Here is a 22676-nt window from a genome sequence, read left to right on the forward strand (position 1 = left end):
GTTTATATTTAAAAAAATATGCGTGTATTACTTTATGGTCGTGTCGTATGCAAACCACACTCGGTTTTACTTGAATTGTTCCATCTTCCTTCACGTGAATCTCCAGAACCTGAAACAGCAGCTGTACAAGGAATACAACCAATACTTGGATAATTAAAATCATGTAATTCGTTGTAATGTAAGTCATGCTTCTTAATGTAATCCCATACATCATCCCACGTCCAGTGAATCAATGGACACACTTTTACTGATTGAAATCTTTCATCTTTATTTATAAAGTTTGTGTTTTGACGACTTGGTGACTGTTCTCTACGTAAGCCTGAAACCCAAGCGGTTGCACCAGATAACACTTCTTCAAGTGGCTTGATTTTTCGAATATAACAACATTGGTTCGGATCATTCTTCCAAAGCGCCGGGTTATATTGTTCTGACTGTTCTTCCAAAGTAAGGTCAGGTTTCTTAAGTTTAATATTCAATTCCGGATATCGTGCTTTTACTCTATCTATTAAATCATACGTTTCTTGAAAATGAAGATCTGTATCTAAAAATACTATTTCCGCATCTTTTTTAACGCTATAAATCAAATCTATGAGTATCATACCTTCTGCACCAAAGCTACATGAGTAAATAATTGAATCTCCATATGTTTCATATGCCCAAGCTATAACTTCTCGCGCTCCTTTTGTTTCATCAGAAATATCCAATGAATCAAAAACCTCTGCATTAAAATGTTCATACGTAATTTTTCCCTGTGACATTAATGGGTTCATCCCCTTCTCTTTAATGTACTCTTTAATTGCCCACGCTACATTTTCGTTATTAGAATTATTAGAAAATAATTATGATACACACTTTACTGATTGTAAAATTTTATGTCAAGTGCATATTTAAAACTAAACACTTCTAAAAAAAGCTTCAAAAATCTATCACTAAAGCGCTTTAAACGCTTATTTTCAAGCGTTCTTAATAATAATTTCTAAAAAATAATAACAATAAACTAGAATTACTTCAAACTCTTTAAACCCCGTGGTTACGCTATTCACAAAAAATTCTAAAATTTTTGTATTTTTTATAATAATTCTAATTATGTCTACGATGTTATATATAATCATAACAAAAAAGCGCCGACAAACAATATTAATTGTTTGTGGCGCTTTATATTGTATACAAACTCTTAAGCTGAAAAGCTTAATCTTGGAATGAATGTTTCGAAATGCACGTTATCCATAGATACACCGAGTGTGCGTAATTCCTTAATAATTGATTTTAGGAATGTATCTCCTCCACAGATATAAATCTCTGTATCATCATCAATATATTGTTTTAGCTGTTCTCCATCAATGTGTGCATCTTGATCACGATAATGGTTAATGACTTCGGCTTGTGAGGATTGGCTAGCTATAGCTTTAATTTTTTCTTCAAAGGCTATATTTTTGGCGTTAGCTGTAGACTGGATAAATGTCGCTTGTAACCCTACATCTACCGCTTCTTTGTACATAGACACGAGTGGTGTCACGCCTACCCCAGAACCTAAAAATAGCTGTTTGTTTGCTTTATGCTCTAGTTTAAATCCACCTACTGGGGCAGATAAATACAAGGTATCTCCAATCGCTACATCATCATGTAGTATGGTTGATACTTCTCCTTCATGCTCATCTGTAACATCTCTTTTAACACCAAAAGTCAAGAAGTCCTTATTTCCATCTACAATAGAATAATGTCTTTTAGCTTTGTAAGGTAATTTTTCACTGTCAATATCTACAGTAATATATTGACCTGGAATAAATTGACTCAAGTCAACGTCATCTGATGTGATAGTAAATGATTTAATCTCTTCAGTTTCTTCTGTGATATCAACCACTTCAAATGGTCTAAAACCATCCCACGCCATTTGGTTATAGACTTCACGTTCTAATCCAATAAACGCGTCTGCAATTTCACCGTAAGCTTTTACCCATGTTTGGATGACTGGGTCTTCATCTTTAAGGCCCGTAACTTCTTCAATCGCCCAAATTAAATTTTCACCTACAACTGCATATTGTTCAGGCTTAACTTGTAGTGCGCAATGTTTATACACGACTGGCATAATGGCTGGGACAATCGGTGATAAATCTTGAATATTTTCTGCTGCAGCTAGTACTGCCATAGCAAGTGCTGAAGATTGTAATCCTTTGTTCTGGTTCGTTTGATTAAATACATTTTTCAATTCTGGATGTTGTTCAAACAAGCGCTTGTAAAAAACAGCTGTAATTGTTTGTCCTTTTTCTTTTAGTAATGGAACAGTTTCTCTTATTGTTTGTATCTCTTCTTGAGTTAACATATAACCCCTCCTATTTACTCGTTCACCACCATTATTGTCCCCGCTACCAATAGTTACAATCACTTCGCCTTAATTTCACAAAATCATCACAATACGTTTTCTCAAAATTGTAATATTTTTTCCTACACAACTTAAATTATGTAGAATAATTCGAATTTTTATAATCATGAACAGAACTTCATTCCAAAGGTAAATGAACCCCTATCGCCCTGATATGCAATCAATAAGACCCTGCAATAATAAAATTGCAAGGTACTTAACGCGTGTCGATATTATTTATTATACTTATCATTTAACTGATGTATTAGCCTCTTAAATTCAGCTTCAGACTTGAATTCAAATGTAATCTGTCCCTTTTTATTATTTGTAGTGATGGATATATTTGTTCCATATTGCTCTTTTAATTGACGCTCTTGCTGTTGAATCATTTTAGGTTTCATTTTAGGTTCAGTTGGATTAGTCTTTTTAACTTTATTTCCAAATTGTTCATTTACGTATGCTTCTAAGTATCGTACACTCCAAGATTCTTTGACGGTTTGCTTTGCAATGTCACGCATCTTTTGCGTATCTTTTACAGTTAATAATGTCCTTCCGTGCGCCCCTGATATAGTGCCTGCTTTAACCAGATCTGCCACATCTTTCGGTAAATGTAATAAGCGAAGCATATTCGCAATATAAGGTCTTGATTTACTCAAACGCTGGGCCACTTCTTGTTGTGTTAGATTTAAATCATCCATAAGTTTACGATAACTTTCTGCTTCTTCTATTGCATTTAAATCTTCTCTTTGCAAATTTTCAATAATTGCTAATTCCATCATATCTTCGTCTGTTAATGATTTTATAATTGCAGGTATTGCTTTTAATCCTGCAATTTGAGCAGCGCGAAACCTTCTCTCACCCACGACAATGGTATAACCATTAATTGTTTTTCTCAGAACAATAGGTTGGAGAATACCATGGACTCTAATCGAACCCGCTAAATCTTCCAAACGTGCTTCATCAAACGTTTTACGTGGTTGGTAAGGATTGGCTTTTATTAAATTCACTTTAATATTTTGGACTTGTGCATTTGGTTCTAATTGTAATCTTTGATCTTCAGAATTTGTGATTTTAGACACCTACTTCCAGTATTCATTATAGATTTGCAAATTAATTTTTATGATTTTATTATATCATCCTTGCTGTGACAGATAATACAAACACCAAATAATTAGTTAAATCTAAATTTTCAGAAAAGTTATTGACAAACTAAATTCTAGTGTGTAATCTTAGGTATATCAAATTAAGAAATTGCAAATACGAAACACAGTAATAAGGAAAGTAAAACTTACACTGCTGACACAGAGAGTCTTTGATACGCTGAAAGAAGACGCGGAAAGAAAGTTCGAAAATGGCCTTTGAGTGTTGATGCCAATATGAGGTATCAACGGGATCGCCCGTTATAGCGATACAGTATTAACATTTTGTTCAATGGCGTACTGGATTTATCCACGCGTCGTATACTTCGTTAATACTCATTTTATTTCACTTTAAGATGAGTTTTATTTTTAACGAGGCTGCGATGACATGATTCAGTTTACGTTATAAAGTTAACATTTTGGCGTACTGGGTAAGGTTACTTTAGTGATAACGTAACAAACAAAGGTGGTACCGCGAGCTAAGCTTTCGTCCTTTACATCCGATATATTCGGGTTTAAAGGACGGAAGCTTTTTTATTTTTAACAAGGAGGTTATCTATTATGAAAAATACTGAACTAGCACAAATTGCTTTATCACAAGATCATACCGGAGCGATTGCGAATCCAATTTATTTATCAACAGCATACCAACACCCTCATTTAGGTGAATCAACAGGCTATGATTATACAAGAACTAAAAATCCTACACGCTCAGCATTTGAAGAATCATTTGCAAAATTAGAACGTGGGGTCGCATCTTTTGCAACTGCTAGTGGCATGGCAGCCATTCAACTTATTTGTAACTTGTTTAAATCAGGTGATGAAATATTAGTGTCTTTCGATTTATACGGCGGCACATTTAGACTCTTTGATTTCTATGAGCAACAATACGGCATCCAATTTAAGTATGTAGACTTCCTAAATTATGAAGAAGTAAAACAAAGTGTTTCAGAGCATACAAAAGCATTGTTTATCGAACCTATTTCAAACCCACAAATGATTGAAGTCGATGTAGATCCATACTACATCTTAAGTAAGGAATACAACTTATTAACCATAATAGACAACACATTCTTAACACCTTATCTTTCAACACCACTAGAAGAAGGCGCTGACATCGTTTTACATTCAGCTACTAAATACATCGGCGGCCACAACGATGTATTGGCAGGTGTTGTAACAGTTAAAGACGAATCTTTAGCAACACAATTTGCAGACTTACACAACATGATTGGTGCTACACTATCGCCTTTCGATAGCTACTTATTACAACGTGGATTAAAGACATTACACCTTAGAATGGATCGTTCAGAATATAATGCCAAATTATTAGCAGAGCGATGTAAGCATTTAGAGGCTATTGATCAAGTCCTATATAGCGGACGTACTGGCATGCTAAGCTTACGCCTAAACAAATCTTATAAAGCTAATCGCTTTTTAGAAAACTTAGACGTCTGCATTTTCGCTGAAAGTCTTGGTGGCACTGAAACATTTATCACCTTCCCTTATACACAAACACATGTTGATATGCCGGATGAAGAAAAAGACAAACGTGGTATCGACGAACATTTACTTAGATTATCCATTGGTATAGAAAACTATGAAGATATTGAAAAAGATATTATTCAAGCATTAGAAAAATCTAAAGAAGGAGTGATTTCATGAGTTTATCCAAAGAAACAGAATTGATATTTGATGCACACAGAGGGAAAGATTATGATTCAGCCAATCCTCCTTTGTACGATTCTTCTACATTCCACCAAAAAGTTTTAGGTGGCGATGCTGCATATGATTACGCTAGAAGTGGTAATCCGAACCGTGCATTACTAGAAGAGAAATTAGCCAAACTTGAAGATGCAGATTATGCTTTCGCTTATGCTTCAGGTATTGCAGCCATTTCAGCAGTATTACTTACTTTAAATGCTGGAGATCATGTTATCTTACCCGATGATGTGTATGGCGGTACTTTCAGGTTAACTGAGCAAATTTTAACACGCTTTAACATTCAATTTACGACAGTAGATACAACAGAATTAAATGAAATCGAGCAAGCCATCCAAAAGAACACTAAATTAATTTATGTTGAAACACCTTCTAACCCACTGTTTAAAATCACAGATATTAAAGGTGTGGCAAACATTGCCAAACAACATAAACTTTTAGTAGCCGTTGATAATACATTTATGACACCACTGGGACAGTCACCCCTAGCGCTTGGTGCAGATATTGTTGTACATAGTGCAACGAAGTTCTTAGGTGGCCACAGCGATATTATTGCTGGTGTAGCTATTACAAACAATGAAACAGTTGCAAACGCACTTTACTTATTACAAAACGGGACAGGTACTGCATTATCAGCCCAAGATAGTTGGACATTAGCAAAACATTTAAAAACTTTACCTGTTAGATTTAATCAATCTGTTGAAAATGCGCAAAAACTTTATACCTTTTTATCTCAACGCGAAGAAATTGCTGAAGTATATTACCCAGGTAATGATAAGTTACACTTATCTCAAGCACGTCATGGTGGTGCAGTTTTAGGTTTCAGATTAAAAGATGAAACAAAAGCACAAGCATTTGTAGATGCGTTATCTCTTCCGCTTGTATCCGTAAGTCTTGGAGGAGTAGAGACGATACTTTCTCATCCAGCTACAATGTCTCATGCCGCAGTACCTAAGGCAGTAAGAGAAACACGTAATATTACGTTCGGTTTATTCAGACTTAGCGTTGGCCTAGAACAACCTGAAGAATTAATTGCAGATATAAATTATGCATTAAAGGAGGCTTTCAATGAGTCAACTACTCAACAAACTGAAGAACAACATACTCGTCGCTGACGGTGCTATTGGGACCATCCTCTATTCTGAAGGTTTAGATACTTGTCCAGAAGCATACAACCTGACACATCCTGACAAAGTTCAACGCATTCACCAATCTTATATTGAAGCTGGTGCTGATATCATTCAGACCAATACGTATGGTGCAAATTTTGAAAAATTAAAAGTGTTTGGGTTAGAACATAAAGTCAAAGATATCCACCAAGCTGCCGTTCAAATTGCTAAACAAGCTGCAAATAACGATACATTTATACTCGGCACTGTAGGTGGCTTTAGAGGAATTAAACAAGAAGACTTAGGCTTATCTGCAATACAATACCACACTGAAATACAAGTTGATACTTTAGTAGAAGCTGGTGTTGATGGTCTACTGTTCGAAACCTATTATGACTTAGAAGAACTTACTAATATTATTAAAGCAACAAGACGCAAATATGATATCCCTATCATTGCACAATTAACAGCTTTAAATACCAATTATCTCAGAGATGGATCAGAAATTAATACTGCATTAAAGCAAGTCGCAGCAAGTGGTGCTGACATTATTGGGTTAAATTGTCATCATGGCCCACACCATATGCAGCAATCATTTTCACATATTGAATTACCTGAAGGTGCTTATCTCTCTTGCTATCCTAATGCAAGTTTACTCGATATTGAAAATAGTGAGTTTAGATATAGTGATAATGCTGCCTACTTTGGCAAAGTTGCACAACAACTCATTAACGAAGGTGTTCGCTTAATTGGCGGCTGTTGTGGTACTACACCTGAACACATTCAATTTATCAAATCGTCTATAAAAGATTTAAAACCCGTTTCAAATAAGAAAGTTATACCCATTACCAAACAAAGTAGTCGTTCCAATACAACTTCCCAACAACAAACTTTAACATCAAAAGTCAAACAGCATCCAACAATTATTGTGGAATTGGACACGCCGAAGCACCTAGACACAGACAAATTTTTCAGAAATATCAAAAAACTTGATGACGCTAATATTGATGCAGTGACGTTAGCCGACAATTCATTAGCAACCGTCAGAATCAGTAATATTGCAGCAGCTAGCATCATTAAACAGCAATACGCTATAGAGCCTCTCGTACATATTACGTGTCGAGATCGCAACCTTATCGGATTACAATCTCATTTATTAGGATTATCACTACTTGGAGTCAATGAAATCCTAACCATTACTGGTGATCCTTCTAAAATTGGTCATTTACCCGGTGCATCTAACGTATACGATGTGAATTCCAAAGGGTTAACCGAAATTGCACTACGCTTCAATAAAGGAATCAACACTGATGGTGATGCGCTGAAGACAAAGACAAACTTCAACATCGCAGGTGCTTTCGACCCTAATGTAAAAAAATTAGATGGCGCAGTCAGACGATTAGAAAAGAAATTAGAAAGTGGCATGAACTATTTTATTACGCAGCCAGTCTATAGTGCTGAAAAAATCAAAGAGGTTTATGAAGCAACGAAACATTTAGATGCTCCATTTTTTATCGGTATTATGCCAGTAACCAGTTATAAAAATGCACTGTTTTTACATAACGAAGTGCCTGGCATCAAATTATCAGATGAAATTTTAGAGCAATTCGAAGCTGTTAAAAATGATAAAGCAAAAACAAAAGCATTAAGCCTTGAACTTTCAAAAGACTTAATCGACACTGTACACGAATATTTTAATGGTTTGTATTTAATCACACCATTCCAAAGTGTCGAATACACATTAGAACTTGCATCATACTCTAAACAAATTACTTCAAATAAACAGGAGGCAATATTATGACAATTAAAACATCAAACTTAGGATTCCCAAGATTAGGTAGAAAAAGAGAATGGAAAAAAGCAATCGAAGGTTACTGGTCAAACAAAGTAGATTTAGACACTTTACACCAACAGTTAACAGATTTGCATAAAGAAAATTTATTGCTACAAAAAAACTATAACTTATCAAGTATCCCAGTCGGTGATTTCTCACTTTATGACCATATTCTTGATACTTCTTTACTATTTAACATTATCCCTGAACGTTTCCAAGGTAGAGAAATAGATGATGATTTATTGTTTGATATCGCTAGAGGGAATAAAGAACATGTTGCAAGTGCTTTAATAAAATGGTTCAACACAAATTATCACTACATCGTACCAGAATGGGATAATGCAGAACCAAAATTAAATCGTAATGTATTGTTAGAACGTTTTAACTATGCAAAATCTTTAAATGTTAATGCACATCCTGTGATTGTTGGCCCTGTTACGTTTGTGAAATTATCTAAAGGTGGCAACCAATCATTCGAAGAAAAAGTAAATACATTATTACCTTTATATAAAGAAGTATTGCAATCATTAGTAGATGCTGGTGCAGAATATATTCAAGTTGATGAACCTGTACTTGTTGAAGATGATAGTTCAGATTATGAAAATATCACAAAAGCTGTATACGACTATTTCGCTGAAGCTGGTTTAGGTGAACATCTTGTCATTCAAACTTATTTTGAACGCGTTAATTTAAAATTCTTAAACAGCTTACCTGTAAAAGGTTTAGGTCTAGACTTTGTTCATGACCGTAACTTTAACTTAGAACAAATTAAAGCTGGAGATTTGGATAACTCTAAAACGCTTTATGCAGGTATTATTGATGGACGTAATGTTTGGGCAGCCGATATTGAAGCTAAAAAATCACTTATTGAAACATTATCAGAAAATACAAATGACCTTGTCATCCAACCTTCATCATCATTATTACACGTACCAGTTTCATTAGATGACGAATCACTTGATGAATCTATTGCAGAAGGTCTGAGTTTCGCAACTGAAAAACTGGATGAATTAGATGCATTAAGACGTTTATTTAATGAAAATGATGATACTAAATACAATGAACTTAAAGCCCGTTATGAGCGTTTCCAAAATCAATCATTCAAAAACCTTGAATATGATTTCGATAGTGTCCGCACTTCAAGACAATCTGTATTTGCTGAACGTAAAAAAGCACAAGATGCACTTTTAAACTTACCTGATTTACCAACAACTACGATTGGTTCATTCCCACAATCTCAAGAAGTACGTAAACAACGTGCAGATTGGAAGAACAGCCGTATTACAGATGAAGATTACAAAACATTCTTAAAAAATGAGATTGCTCGTTGGATTAAAATCCAAGAAGATATAGGCTTAGACGTCTTAGTACACGGAGAGTTCGAACGTAATGACATGGTAGAATTCTTTGGTGAGAAACTACAAGGATTCTTAGTGACTAAGTTTGGTTGGGTTCAATCATATGGCTCTCGTGCCGTTAAGCCGCCAATTATTTATGGAGATGTTAAATGGACTGAACCACTTACAGTTAAAGAAACATTGTATGCCCAAAGTTTAACAGACAAACCTGTAAAAGGTATGTTAACTGGTCCAGTAACCATCTTAAACTGGTCATTTGAACGCGTAGACTTACTCCGTGAAGAAGTACAAGATCAAATCGCCTTAGCAATCAATGAAGAAGTGCTCGCTTTAGAAGAAGCTGGCATTCAAATTATTCAAGTAGATGAACCAGCATTAAGAGAAGGATTACCACTTCGTTCAGAGTATCATGCTGACTATTTAGATAAAGCTGTACATTCCTTTAAGCTCGCTACATCTTCAGTGGCGGATGCAACACAAATTCATACACATATGTGTTACTCTCAGTTTGGACAAATCATCCATGCTATCTATGACTTAGACGCAGACGTGATTTCCATTGAAACTTCGCGTAGTCACGGTGACTTAATCCAAGACTTCGAAGATATCACATATGACTTAGGTATCGGTTTAGGTGTTTATGATATACACAGTCCACGTATTCCGACTGAAGAAGAAATTACAGCAGCTATTAACCGCGCTTTACAAGAAATTGACCGCTCTCTTTTCTGGGTAAACCCAGACTGTGGTCTAAAAACACGTAAAGAAGACGAAGTAAAAGAAGCCTTAACTGTATTAGTCAATTCAGTTGATAAATTACGTAAGACGACAAACTCAGCAACTGTTCAATAATAACTGAATTCAGGTGATAGACATGAGTTATCCATTATGGAATCAATTAGAACAATTAAAATCATCAACGTGGGTTGATTTGACCCACACTTTTGATGAAACCATCCCATGCTTCAGTGAATTTGAGCGTGCGAAAGTCTCGACATTATTTAACGTAGCAGATGATGGATTTTATGTACAGAATTGGAATATTGTCAGTCAATATGGTACACATATTGATGCCCCAATCCACTTTGTAGAACATAAACGGTATTTACATGAACTCGATTTAAAAGAACTTGCCCTACCACTTATTGTTTTAAATTTTTCACAAGAAGTAGCTAAAGATGCTGATTTCATATTAACGCGCAAACATGTTGAACAATGGGAAGCAGCTCATGGCAAGATAGAATCTGGTACTTTTGTTGCTTTGCGCAGCGATTGGTCCAAACGTTGGCCTGACATCGAACAGTTTGAAAATAGAGATAGCAAGGGTAACCTTCATTTACCAGGTTGGGGTTTAGATGCCCTACAATATCTCCTTGAAGAGCGTCAGGTTAAAGCCATAGGTCATGAAACCTTTGATACAGACGCTTCTATAGATGTAGCTAAAAACGGTGATATTGTTGGTGAACGCTATATATTAGGTCAAGATACGTTTCAGGTTGAATTACTCACTCATTTAGACCTATTACCAACGCGAGGTGCTATCATTTACACTATTAGCCCTAAACCAAAAGATGCACCTGGATTTCCGGTACGCGCTTTTGCTATTAAACCTTAAAAGTCACTCTAGAATGACTTCAAAAAATTGCAATTCAGCAACAAACATAACTCTAGCCATTAAATATTATTAATTTATAAGAAGTTGAGCCCTTCTTGTAAATAATCATCTTCTTTCTAAATATACGAACCCCAAATCTTCTTTAACTCAGAACGATTTGGGGTTTTTCTATATTAAAATTATAAAGATAGCCTATACATTCAAACATTACATAAATCACAAATAATTAATAAACATATTCAATAATGTTATAATTTTTATAAATTTCAAATAGTAATGATATGAAATTTTCACCATCTTTCTTAAGAAAAAATAAAACGAGGTGACTGCTTTGGAACTTAATGAAAAAAACACCCCTTTTGATCAAACACAATTGGGTCTTATAAATCAACTTTTACCAACGCTTACGACAAATCAACAACATTGGTTAAGTAGTTATTTACTTCATTCCGATGATCAAGATACAACAATCACTCCTACATCTTCAAATATTAGCGAAACTGATACCTCTGCCAAAGCATCGGGTACTCATTCTGATGAACCGTTAGAAATCAACATTTTATTTGGAACCGAAACAGGCAATGCTGAAGAAATTGCAGACCAATTCGAAGCAACCTTAAAATCACATCATTTCAATGTTCACTTGTGGGATATGGATGACTTTCCACAAAATGAGCTACCAAATACAACTTATCTGTTCATTATCTGTTCAACTCAAGGTGTAGGAGAGCCTCCAATCAATGCTATAGATTTTCACGAATTCCTACACAGTGATCAAGCACCTATGTTAACGCATTTGAAATTCTCGGTGTTAGCACTTGGAGACCAAGATTTCCCAGACTTTTGCCAAGCAGGTAAAGAATTTGATGAAATCCTGGGTAAACTTGGCGGACAGCGTTTAGCTGATAGAGTAGATTGTGACTTCGATTATGAAGATGACGCTGAAAAATGGATGACAGATATGGTGAACTTACTTTCTCAAAATGCTCCTAATCATTCTGCTATCGATGATTCAGTGGAGTCACATGTCACGATTGAAACGTCTGATGAGGAGGCATACTCTAAAGCCAATCCGTTTCACGCTGAAGTCCTAGTAAATGCTGTACTAACAGATTCGAATGCCACAAGAGAGGTCAGACATCTTGAATTATCACTCGAGGGATACAACGAATCTTATGAGCCGGGTGATAGTTTAGTTATCATTCCTGAAAACCACCCCGCTCTCGTTGAGCATGTGCTAGAAACTCTAAGATGGCAACCCGATACGGTTATTCACATTGGAAAAGACGCACAACCCTGGACAGTCAGAGCAGCATTAACACACTACTTTGAGATTTCAAAGTTAACACCTTCATTGGTAAATCAAGCTGCTGAGTTATTTAGAAACCCAATGTTAAATGCAAATGTACAAAAAAGTGATTGGGTTCAAAGCTATATTGATGGCCGAGACTTTATTGATTTAATTAAAGATTTTTCACCAGTATCACTTGAACCCAATATGTTAAACCAATTATTAAGAAAACTACCACCTAGAGAATATTCTATTGCAAGCAGTAACCAAGTCAATCCTCATAGCGTTCATATTACTGTACGAGTAGTTCGATATGAATCACATCATCGTGAACGTTTAGGTGTTTGCTCTGTACAACTTGCTGAACGCGTGAACACTGGAGATACGGTTCCTGTCTTCATCAAGAAAAATGCACATTTCAAATTCCCCTACGATGAATCGACACCGGTTATTATGATAGGCGCTGGCACAGGAATTGCGCCATATAGAGCCTATCTCCAACAAAGAGCACAATTAGGATTAAAAGGGTCTCAATGGTTAATCTTTGGAAATCAAAATTACTATGCTGATTACCTATATCAAAGTGATTTAGAGGCTTGGCTCAATGACGGTGTACTCAGTAAATTAGATTTAGCTTTTTCACGTGATACTGAGAATAAAATTTACGTTCAGCATCGTATAGAAGAAAACGGCGCAGAGTTTTATCGTTGGTTATCGCAAGGTGCAACCATTTATCTGTGCGGTGATAAAGATGAAATGGCTAAGGGCGTACACAACGCCTTAATAAATGTACTAACCCACCACGGAAATTATGATGAAATCGAAGCTGAGCACTATTTAAGTGACTTAATTAAAAATCAACGTTACCTGCGTGATGTTTATTAATCATATTTCTGCAATGCGATACTTTCCGTTACGTCCCAATTATTTAGATTAAATTAAAAAGCATCATAAAAAAACACCTTAAAGGAACGGGTTTTCCCTCTATCCCTTAAGGTGTTTTCTAATTATGAGTTGTTGTTAACTTAACATATCGCTATATTAGTTCCCTACATATTCAAAAATACCTGCAGCACCCATACCGACACCAATACACATCGTGACCATACCATACTTGGAACCTGGTCTTTTCTTCATCTCTGAAAGTAATCTACCCACGAGCATTGCGCCGGTGGCTCCAAGTGGATGACCTAAAGCTATTGCACCGCCATTGACATTAGTCTTAGCCATATCTAAGCCTGTTTCTCTAATTGAAGCGAGTGTTTGTGAAGCAAAGGCTTCATTTAGTTCTACAAGATCCATGTCATCTATATTTAACTCTGCATCTTTCAGTACTTCCGGAATAGCATACGCCGGTCCTATGCCCATTAATTTAGGATCGACACCTACTGCTTTAAATCCAACAAAGCGTGCAATAGGTTTTACACCTAGCGCTTTCATTTTTTCACCAGACATCACTACTACAAAACCAGCGCCATCTGTCAACGGGGCTGAAGACCCTGCCGTCACTGTGCCGTCAGCCTTAAACACTGTTGGCAATTGAGCTAACGCTTCTGTAGTAGTATCTGGACGAATTAATTCATCTTCTTTAAATACCGCTTTATTAACTACAGGCCCGTTTTGATTATAAGAGACTTTATTAACATCAATGGGAATGATTTCCTCTGTGAATTTACCAGCTAACTGCGCTTCTTTCGCGCGTTGGTGACTTTGTACAGCATAGGCATCTTGATCTTCTCTAGATACATTATAAGTATCTGCCACCATTTCAGCAGTAAGGCCCATTGGATATGAGACACCTGAATCTTTATCTTGAAGAATAGGACTATTCGTTGGTTCATTGCCTCCCATCGGTACTGCACTCATCAATTCGACGCCTCCTGCTACAAGTACATCTGCTTGGTCAGCAATGATTTGATTCGCTGCATGAGCAATAGTTTGAAGACCTGATGAACAATAACGATTCACTGTTTGACCAGGCACTTCTTTGGGCATTCCTGCTAAGAGTGCTATTGCTCTTGCGATATTTTGTCCTTGTAACCCTTCTGGAAACGAATTTCCAACGATAACATCTTCTACCATACTTGAATCGAATGTGCCCCCTACTCTTTCCAATACACCTTTTAATACTTTAGCGGCAACCTCATCTGGTCTTTCATGAGCCATTGCTCCATTTAACTTCGCCTTACCAGCTGCTGAGCGACCATAAGCTACTATATATGCTTCTCGCATTTCACTTCATCCTTCCTTGTTTACAATTCTATGATTAATTACGTAGCGGCTTCCCTTTTTCTAACATGTGAGAAATTCTGTCATACGTTTTTTTATTTTGTAGAAGTTCTAAGAATCTTTCTTTTTCAAGTGTTTGTAAATAACGTTGGTTGACGTATGTGTTTCGAGGTATATCTCCACCTGATAACACCTCCGCTACTTTTAACGTAATTTCATAATCGTAGTCACTGATAAAGTTTCCTTGACGTTGAGCATCAAGCTGACCTTCAGCTAATGCTTTAAAATCACGTCCTAAAGCAATATACTGTGATTTTGGTGTTGGAATATAGTTTGTTGCTGCTTCGTAACGTGCGCGATCCAAAGCAACTTCAACCCGTTTTTCCATATTTAATATCACGGTATCTGTGTCTCGCAAATAGCCATATCTGATTGCTTCGTATGCATTCGTTGATACTTTAGCAAATCCTACATTCATTAGTATTTTTGTTACTTGTGCTTGTTTATCATCATTTTTATGATTTGTGCGTAATACGCGATCCGTCAATTCAGCAAGGCCGCCACCAGCTGGTAGTAGACCCACACCTGTTTCTACAAGACCAATATATGATTCACTTGCAGCTACAACAAATGGAGAGTGTAATACTAATTCACAGCCCCCGCCTAGTGCTCTACCTTGAACAGCAGTAACAACTGGTTTCAATGCATGTTTTAGTCTAGCGAAAATATAATGTAATTTTTCGACCATTACTCCTACTTCTGATACCACTTGGTTTTCTTCATGTGCTTTTTTCATTTGGTACAAATTCGCACCGACACTAAAGTTATTTCCCTCTGCGTAGATAACCATACTGCTAAAGTCTTCATCTTCTAACTTATTAATGGATTCTAATAAGTCATCAAGAAATCCTCCAGTAATCACATTATTTTTACTTTGTAATTTTAATAACAACTGATCTTTATGTGCTACAGACAAATTAGAATCTGATTTATCCCATATTTCACTATCTACATATTGTGACACAGGTGTAATGCGTTCAATCGTTTCATCTTCATTATAGAATGGTTTATTGCGCTGTTCTATCCATTCTGGCAATTGTCCTAACTCTTGCTTCATACGTGTTTTCACACGATCAAAACCAATTAAATCCCATAATTGGAATGGTCCTTTTTTCCAGTTAAAGCCCCAAATTAGAGCGCGATCAATATCTTTAAAATCTACAGCAGCTTTAGGAACGTTTATTGCAGAATAATAGAAATTATTTCTCAACGTCTCCCATAAAAACACCCCTGCGTCATCTTGTGCATTAAATATGATATCTAAATTTGATGCCAAATCTTTACTAAACTTATTTAAAATTTCAAGTTGTGGTGGTTGTGGTTTTACATAATCACCTTGTCCAGGATCAAACACAAGCCTTTTTTTATTTTCTTTTTTATAAAAACCTTGTTTTGTTTTATTACCTAAGGCGCCACGATCTACTAACATTTCAGCAATTTTTGTATCATGGAAGAAATGTTGTTCTTCTGGTACTTGTTGTAAACCACTAATCACTGCTGTAGCAATGTCTAATCCAACTAAATCTGACAAACCATAGGTGCCCATCTTCGGACGGCCGATACTACGTCCGGTTAAAGCATCTATTTCTGTAATAGAAAAACCTTGTGCCTCTCCTCTATACATAATGTCATTCATTGTTTGGGTCCCTACGCGATTAGCTACAAACCCCGGAACATCATTTGCGACAATAACACCTTTACCCAGAACATCTTCCGCAAACGCTTGAACCCGTTCTAACACTCCTGGGGACGTCTTTGCGTTAGGAATAATTTCAACCAATTTCATAATACGCGGTGGATTAAAGAAATGCATACCGAAAAATCTCTCTTTATCGCTATCGTTAAATACGTTTGCAATTGCTTCAATTGGTATGCCTGATGTATTAGTTGCAAAGATCGCTTTATCTTTTGCTATAGCTTTCACTTCATCCCAAATCTGATGTTTAATACTCACTTCTTCTTTAACCGCTTCAATATATATATCTGCATCATCTTGTGAATTTAAGTCATCTTTAAAGTTTCCATACGTTAAATTTGATGCAAATGATAAATCGAATAATTGTGGGCGTTTCGGATTAGTGATTATTTCATATGCTTTCTTCGAAATTTTATTAGGCTCATTATCATCTATCACCATGTCCAGCAACTTCACTTTCAAGCCTGCATTGACAAGGAGTGCGGCGATTTGACTACCCATCGTTCCTGCGCCTAGCACTGTCGCTTTTCTTATCGTCATATAAAACCCTCCAAATTGATTATTTCTATAGTTATTGTTTATATTCACCTGATTAGATAAACGCAGAATCTCCAGTGATGAATCTACCAATCACAAGTGCATTAATTTCATGTGTGCCTTCATAAGTGAATACTGCTTCGGCATCTGAGAAAAATCTAGCGATATCATATTCAGCAGCTAATATACCATTGCCACCTGTGATACCACGTCCCATAGCTACAGATTCCCTTAATCTTAAAGCGTTCATCATTTTAGCAGTAGATGTTGCAACTTCATCGTATTCACCTTTAGCCTGCATACGTGCGAGTTGAGCACATGTTGCCATAGCCTGAGCTAAGTTTCCTTGCATCATGGCTAGCTTTTCTTGGATTAATTGATATTTACTAATTTCTTTACCAAATTGTTTACGCTTAGTGACATAATCTTTTGTTGCACGTAATGCTCCAGCCATTGCACCTGTAGCCATATATGCAACACCTGCACGCGTAGAGTATAAGACTTTTGCTATATCTTTAAAACTATTAATATTCTGTAGTCTTTTATCTTCTGTGACCACCACATTATTCAATTTAATATTGGTGTTCGGCACAATACGTAATGCAATTTTGTGCTGAATGACATCAATATCCACACCTTCTTGGTTGGGTTCAATAATAAAACCTTTAGGCTTTCCTGTTTCAACATCTACTGCAAATACCGGAATAACATCTGCTACATTAGCGCCGCCAATCCATTTTTTAGCACCATTGATAATCCATTTATCTCCTTCTTTTTTAGCAGTTGTTTCTAATCCTCCGGCAACATCTGAGCCATGTTCAGGTTCAGTTAAAGCAAAACATGTTCTTAATTCATGAGATTGTAACTTAGGAATATAGTAAGCCACTTGTTCTTTGCTACCTCCGAATAGGAAGGCATTATGCCCTAACCCTTGATGCACGCCTAAAAGCGTTGCTAATGATACATCAAACTTAGCGACCGTATAAGACATAAAGAATTGGAATAATTGACTCGGTGTGCGTGCATCTTCACGTCCTTCAAACAGTAAGGGATTATTAAAATAATTTAATTTACCCAATTCTTCAAAATAATCTTCCGGCTCAGTAGCGTTAATCCAATGCTCATTAATAGAATCTCGGTATTTTTCTTCTAGTAAATCATTCAACTGTTTTAATAACTTTACTTCTCCTTCTGTTAAATCCTTTGCAACGCTTAAAATATCTTCTGGATATAGTGCTTGAATAAGCTCTTCTTTTGTTGACATAAATAAAACCTCCGTCTCTATTTGATATCGCTTACATTTTCTTGCAAAAAAATTTGAACTGTCTTTTCATTTTTGAGAATTTATACTAGTTCATCATCTTGTTGATGTTCATCATGCGCTTTTTTATTCATAACTTGCTTTAACTCTAATTTATCAGGTTTAGATGTTGAATTAAGTGGCATGTGTGTGACTTTTAAATACATTCTTGGAATTTTGTAACCTGCTAATCGCTCTCTCATATGAGCATCGAGTTTTTGTTCATAATCTGAATCATTTTCTGTCAATACGATTGCTGCGGAAACAGATTCGCCAAATTTAGGACTCTCATAACCAAGTACGACACATTGTGCAATCAATGGGTGTTCTGATAATACTGCTTCAACTTCAGATGGGAGCACATTCTCACCACCAGTAATAATAAGCTCTTTACGACGGTCAACAATAAATACATCCCCATCTTCATCAATTTTAGCTAAATCACCTGTTAGGAAATATCCATCTTTAAAGGATTTGGCTGTTTCTTCTGGTTTGTTCCAATATCCTGGCGTTACATTTTTACCTCTCACAGCTAATTCGCCAATTTCACCAACTTGAACATCTTCATAATGTTCATCGAATATTCGAATATCGATAAACATTACAGGTTTACCAATACTACCAGGTTTTTTCACGCCGTTTTCTGGTGTGTTGACCATGACAAGTGGCGCTTCTGTTAAACCATATCCATTAATAATTGAGTGTCCCATGGCATTAAATTTTTTCTGTACGCCAGGCAATGGCGCTGATCCCCCTTGAATCAAAAAGTCTAGATTTTCAAAATTATGAGGATTAAAATTATCTGCTACAAGCATGGCATAATACATTGTTGGTATTAAAATTAAATAGTTGGGTTGATATGCCTCCATCAAGTTATTCAATGCCTCTCCATTGAAGTAGCGTTGTAGAATCACAGTACCACCTGCCATCAATAAGGGTAAGGTTAAATCATTAAACCCTAACACGTGGAACATGGGCGTAGCGATAATTGTTCTATAATCCGCATCTATTCTATAAGTTAATACTAAATTAATAGGATTATTAACAAATGAGTCGTACGTAAACATAACACCTTTGGGTAACCCTGTTGTGCCACTGGTATACATTAATACTGCTAAATCATCGCTCTCTAAATCTGCTGCTTTAAAGGGACTATGCTGTTTCGGGTCTACTATGGCATCATATTCTTGTGAGTCAATATCCATATGCACCAAATCATCTGCGATACCTTGCAAACTTGATAGATGCTTCGCTGCATAGAAAATCATTTTGACTTGTGAATCATCAATGACACTTTCAATTTCTTGTGGCTTTAGTCTCCAATTTATTGGTAAATATACGGCACCTAATTTGAACGAAGCAAACAACAAATCTAGAATTGCAACATCATTAGGTGCAAATATACCTACTACATCTCCACGTTCAATACCTTGATTGTGTAAATAGTTAGCTAGATTATCTGCGCGTGCATTCATATCTTGATACGACCATTCTGTACCTTTCATCGGATCGATAACTGCTGCTTTTACTTCATCAAAATCTGCCCTAGTTCTTATCCAGTCATAGTTCATATTTTCTCCCCCTTATTTATAGACGATACTCCGATCTAATCTCGTGAGCCAAACCTCCCCATTGCTGGAGATAAATAGCTTTGTCCATAACCTTAAGTTCTTCGGAAATTAACGGTTTAAAATCCATATTTGCTAAAATATCTCTTTCTAAATCTAGTCCAGCTGCAATTTCAATTAATTTTAAGCCTTGCTCTGTTAATTCAAACACTGCGCGCTCAGTGACAAAATATACTTCTTGCCCTAACTCTTGGGCATATTCAGTATTAAAGTCCATGCTACCCACTGTTTCAACAAATTTAGTGGCATGACCTTGCGCTGTTATATGCACACCATCATCGTCGTAATTAAGTTGACCCCCCACAACCATTGCACCTGAAAAGACTATTGTTTTTACCGTTTGACTAATATCAATAAACCCTCCACAACCGTTCATTTTATCTCCAAATTTAGAGACATTCACATTACCATGTTGGTCGACTTCTGCAAAGCTTAAAAAAGCAATATCAAGACCACTGTTGTATATAAAATCCCACGTCTGGTCATGTCTCATGCGGGCACTTAAATTGTAATTCATTCCAAAGTAATCTCTACTTCCGATAATGCCACCGAATACGCCAGTATCAATATTGAGTTGAACCAAATGATCTGCCTCTTCCTCAATTAATACATTGGATAATTCATTATTTATGCCAAAACCAATACTTACCACATCACCTTCGAGTAATAGTTGAGCAGATCGCCTCAAAATAACTTTACGGGTGTTTAAATCTAGATAAGGTTCTCGCATCTCAGTAATTTGATAATGTCCTGAAAGTGCCGGATCATAATAAGATTGAATCGCCTGTCTATGATAGTTTGAATCTTCATTCACTACTACATAATCTACAAGTTCTCCCGGAATAAATACTTCACTTGGATTAAATTTTCCGCTCTGAATAATTTCTTTAACCTGCACAATTACCTTACCTTTATTTTTATGCGTGGTGGCTGCTACACTATATCCTTCACCCAGATGAGATTCATGGGTCATAAAAATATTACCTTGAGTATCGGCATATGTTCCTCTAAGTAATGCCACATCTACTTCTGGAAAATGATACTTCAAATAATCTTGATTTCCAATTTCAATTAAAGATACTAAATCCTCGGTGGTCTTTGCATTGACCTTGCCGCCAGAATATCTCGGGTCTACATTTGTATTGAGTCCGATCTTGGTTATTGTTCCTGGAGAAGCATCAGTCTGACTTCGATAATGTGTTGCAATAACACCTTGTGGTAAATAATATGCCTCAATTTCATTATTACGCATAGCACGAATCGTTTCAGGGGCAGCAGTAATAATACTTGTAATCAGTCGCTTTACCATGCCCCGCGTCACAAAAGAATCTAAATCATAACTATCCCCCTGATAATCACTAATATCATTCGTTAGCATTATTGTCAGGTCTTGAGGTGTGTTAAAGTTATCGTGTTGGTCAACAATTGCTTTAAGTATTTCAGTTGGTAAATTACCAGATGATAAAGCTGCTATTGATATGACATCACCCGAATTAATGATATCTTTCAAATTAGAAAATGAAATAATTTTCATACAGTAATCTCCTATCTTTGTATAATCCAACCTAGGTTATTTTTATGGTTTTATCTCTCCTTTTAATAATGTAAGCCCTTACATGTAATATACCATTATTTTTGAAAATTATGCAAAAATTTAAAATTTTACAAAAACATAACAAATAGATTTATTCTTTATATAATTCAATAATTTTTACAGAAAAAAAGAACACAAATGATAAATTCATTCGTGTTCATATTAATTACTTTTTCGATAATTTACGAAATCACTTCAATTTCTCCATTTTTATATTTTACATGGGCGCCTTTTTGAATAGTGTCGTAATCTTTTTTTGTAACTACTAATACATGGTCTTTGTTATCTTTACCTTTTATTGTAATCGTATATAGCTTTTCTTTCGGACGCATATTTTGTTTCAATATTTGCTGTTGTTTATGCATGCTCATACTATGATTATTCATAACAATCCAGTAAAACAGTGAATTATTAAAATACATAGCAGCACGACGTTGCTCTTGATACGAACCGCCCGCACTATATATAGCATGTGGCCTTGCAAGTGAGCTTGATTTACTCAACAAGGAATTTGCTCGCTGTGATGATAAACTTCTAGCATTGTTCATACTTGCTCTCACACTTGTACGTGCTGCACTTGAATTCATACTACTTCTAGCACCTGAAGCTGATGTACTACTCGAAGCACTACTTGAAGAAGATGTACTCGCTCCACTACTTGTTCCAATCGCTTCTGTTATTGGTGAAAGTAAAATACTCATAGAGACTAAAATAATCAATATTAAACTAAGTCGTTTAATCATGGCTATCTACTTCGCCTTTGTCTTTAACTTCACCTTCTATTTCTTTATTATCATATGTCATATAGGGTGTTCTATAAACATGGTATTTCTTTCCATCTTTAACGACATAAGGAGATTTGTTTTTGCCTTTTAAAATATGTTCATAAACTTTATCGCCTGCCGCCGTATATGTATGTGTTTTGCCATTATTATCCTTATATGCCATTTCAACTCTAGGATAATCTTCATCACCATTTGCTAGCTGTTCAAAATAAACAAGCTCATGCTTATTTTTATCCAGTGCCTCTTTTTTAGGTGTTTTCTCTTCCCCATCTTCACATCCAGCAAGTGCGAATGCGCCTATCAAAACTAATGCAACTATTCTTTTTAATTTCATTTTATTCCTCCTTCTATATAACATTGTACCAAACTTTTATTTTAAAAAAGTTAATAAATAAGAATCTTATTTATAAAATTAATATA

16 protein-coding genes and 1 other annotated feature are annotated in these 22676 nt (G+C 35.8%); of the genes, 6 read left to right on the forward strand and 10 right to left on the reverse strand.

Annotated elements, in window-relative coordinates:
* Window positions 1–32: 32 nt before the first annotated feature.
* The 3 genes from PYW31_RS12455 to PYW31_RS12465 all read right to left on the reverse strand — a co-directional run bounded on the left by PYW31_RS12455 (window position 33) and on the right by PYW31_RS12465 (window position 3429).
* A complete protein-coding gene (locus tag PYW31_RS12455; RefSeq protein ID WP_046836960.1) occupies window positions 33–758 on the reverse strand; it encodes a phosphoadenylyl-sulfate reductase in 726 nt (241 codons plus the stop codon).
* Window positions 759–1174: 416 nt separating this feature from the next.
* A complete protein-coding gene (locus PYW31_RS12460; RefSeq protein WP_046836961.1) occupies window positions 1175–2320 on the reverse strand; it encodes a globin domain-containing protein in 1146 nt (381 codons plus the stop codon).
* A 272-nt stretch (window positions 2321–2592) separates the two neighbouring features.
* Window positions 2593–3429: a ParB/RepB/Spo0J family partition protein gene (locus PYW31_RS12465; protein WP_046837033.1), complete on the reverse strand. Its 837-nt coding sequence runs from the start codon at window positions 3427–3429 to the stop codon at window positions 2593–2595.
* Window positions 3430–3619: 190 nt separating this feature from the next.
* Window positions 3620–3996 (forward strand) — a binding site (T-box leader).
* Window positions 3997–4059: 63 nt separating this feature from the next.
* Between PYW31_RS12465 and PYW31_RS12470 the strand changes: the two genes are divergently transcribed.
* The 6 genes from PYW31_RS12470 (at window position 4060) to PYW31_RS12495 (ending at window position 13312) form a co-directional block, all read left to right on the forward strand.
* Window positions 4060–5163, forward strand: a complete 1104-nt coding sequence (locus PYW31_RS12470) for a PLP-dependent transferase (protein WP_046836962.1) — start codon at window positions 4060–4062, stop codon at window positions 5161–5163.
* Complete coding sequence (metC, locus tag PYW31_RS12475; protein ID WP_046836963.1) at window positions 5160–6335, forward strand: cystathionine beta-lyase MetC; 1176 nt, start codon at window positions 5160–5162, stop codon at window positions 6333–6335. The genes PYW31_RS12470 and metC overlap by 4 nt, the downstream gene beginning before the upstream one ends.
* Window positions 6289–8130, forward strand: a complete 1842-nt coding sequence (locus PYW31_RS12480; protein ID WP_046836964.1) for a bifunctional homocysteine S-methyltransferase/methylenetetrahydrofolate reductase — start codon at window positions 6289–6291, stop codon at window positions 8128–8130. Before metC ends, PYW31_RS12480 begins: the two co-directional genes overlap by 47 nt.
* Entirely contained in the window at window positions 8124–10373 is a 2250-nt protein-coding gene (metE, locus tag PYW31_RS12485; RefSeq protein WP_103356902.1) for a 5-methyltetrahydropteroyltriglutamate--homocysteine S-methyltransferase, read from the forward strand. The genes PYW31_RS12480 and metE overlap by 7 nt, the downstream gene beginning before the upstream one ends.
* Before the next feature lie 22 nt (window positions 10374–10395).
* On the forward strand, window positions 10396–11136 hold the full coding sequence (locus PYW31_RS12490) for a cyclase family protein (protein ID WP_046836966.1): 741 nt from the start codon (window positions 10396–10398) through the stop codon (window positions 11134–11136).
* A 322-nt stretch (window positions 11137–11458) separates the two neighbouring features.
* Window positions 11459–13312, forward strand: coding sequence for an assimilatory sulfite reductase (NADPH) flavoprotein subunit (locus PYW31_RS12495; RefSeq protein WP_327083365.1), 1854 nt, complete (start codon window positions 11459–11461; stop codon window positions 13310–13312).
* A 156-nt stretch (window positions 13313–13468) separates the two neighbouring features.
* Here PYW31_RS12495 and PYW31_RS12500 read toward each other — a convergent pair whose 3' ends face one another.
* The 7 genes from PYW31_RS12500 to PYW31_RS12530 form a co-directional block, all read right to left on the reverse strand.
* A complete protein-coding gene (locus tag PYW31_RS12500; protein WP_046836968.1) occupies window positions 13469–14659 on the reverse strand; it encodes a thiolase family protein in 1191 nt (396 codons plus the stop codon).
* A gap of 34 nt (window positions 14660–14693) precedes the next feature.
* The gene (gene fadB / locus PYW31_RS12505) at window positions 14694–16952 is read right to left on the reverse strand and encodes a 3-hydroxyacyl-CoA dehydrogenase/crotonase FadB (protein WP_046836969.1); all 2259 of its coding nucleotides are present in this window, start codon (window positions 16950–16952) and stop codon (window positions 14694–14696) included.
* A gap of 52 nt (window positions 16953–17004) precedes the next feature.
* Window positions 17005–18213 carry an acyl-CoA dehydrogenase FadE gene (fadE, locus tag PYW31_RS12510; RefSeq protein ID WP_046836970.1) on the reverse strand — a complete coding sequence of 403 codons (1209 nt, stop codon included), beginning with the start codon at window positions 18211–18213 and terminating at the stop codon, window positions 17005–17007.
* An 80-nt stretch (window positions 18214–18293) separates the two neighbouring features.
* Window positions 18294–19820, reverse strand: a complete 1527-nt coding sequence (gene fadD / locus PYW31_RS12515) for a long-chain-fatty-acid--CoA ligase FadD (RefSeq protein WP_046836971.1) — start codon at window positions 19818–19820, stop codon at window positions 18294–18296.
* 16 nt (window positions 19821–19836) lie between these two features.
* Complete coding sequence (fadX, locus tag PYW31_RS12520) at window positions 19837–21411, reverse strand: fatty acid degradation protein FadX (RefSeq protein ID WP_046836972.1); 1575 nt, start codon at window positions 21409–21411, stop codon at window positions 19837–19839.
* 242 nt (window positions 21412–21653) lie between these two features.
* Window positions 21654–22214, reverse strand: a complete 561-nt coding sequence (locus tag PYW31_RS12525; protein ID WP_046836973.1) for a hypothetical protein — start codon at window positions 22212–22214, stop codon at window positions 21654–21656.
* Window positions 22207–22590 carry a hypothetical protein gene (locus tag PYW31_RS12530; RefSeq protein WP_046836974.1) on the reverse strand — a complete coding sequence of 128 codons (384 nt, stop codon included), beginning with the start codon at window positions 22588–22590 and terminating at the stop codon, window positions 22207–22209. Before PYW31_RS12530 ends, PYW31_RS12525 begins: the two co-directional genes overlap by 8 nt.
* Window positions 22591–22676 lie beyond the last annotated feature (86 nt).

The sequence above is a fragment of the Staphylococcus succinus genome (genome assembly GCF_029024945.1).
Lineage (GTDB): Bacteria > Bacillota > Bacilli > Staphylococcales > Staphylococcaceae > Staphylococcus > Staphylococcus succinus.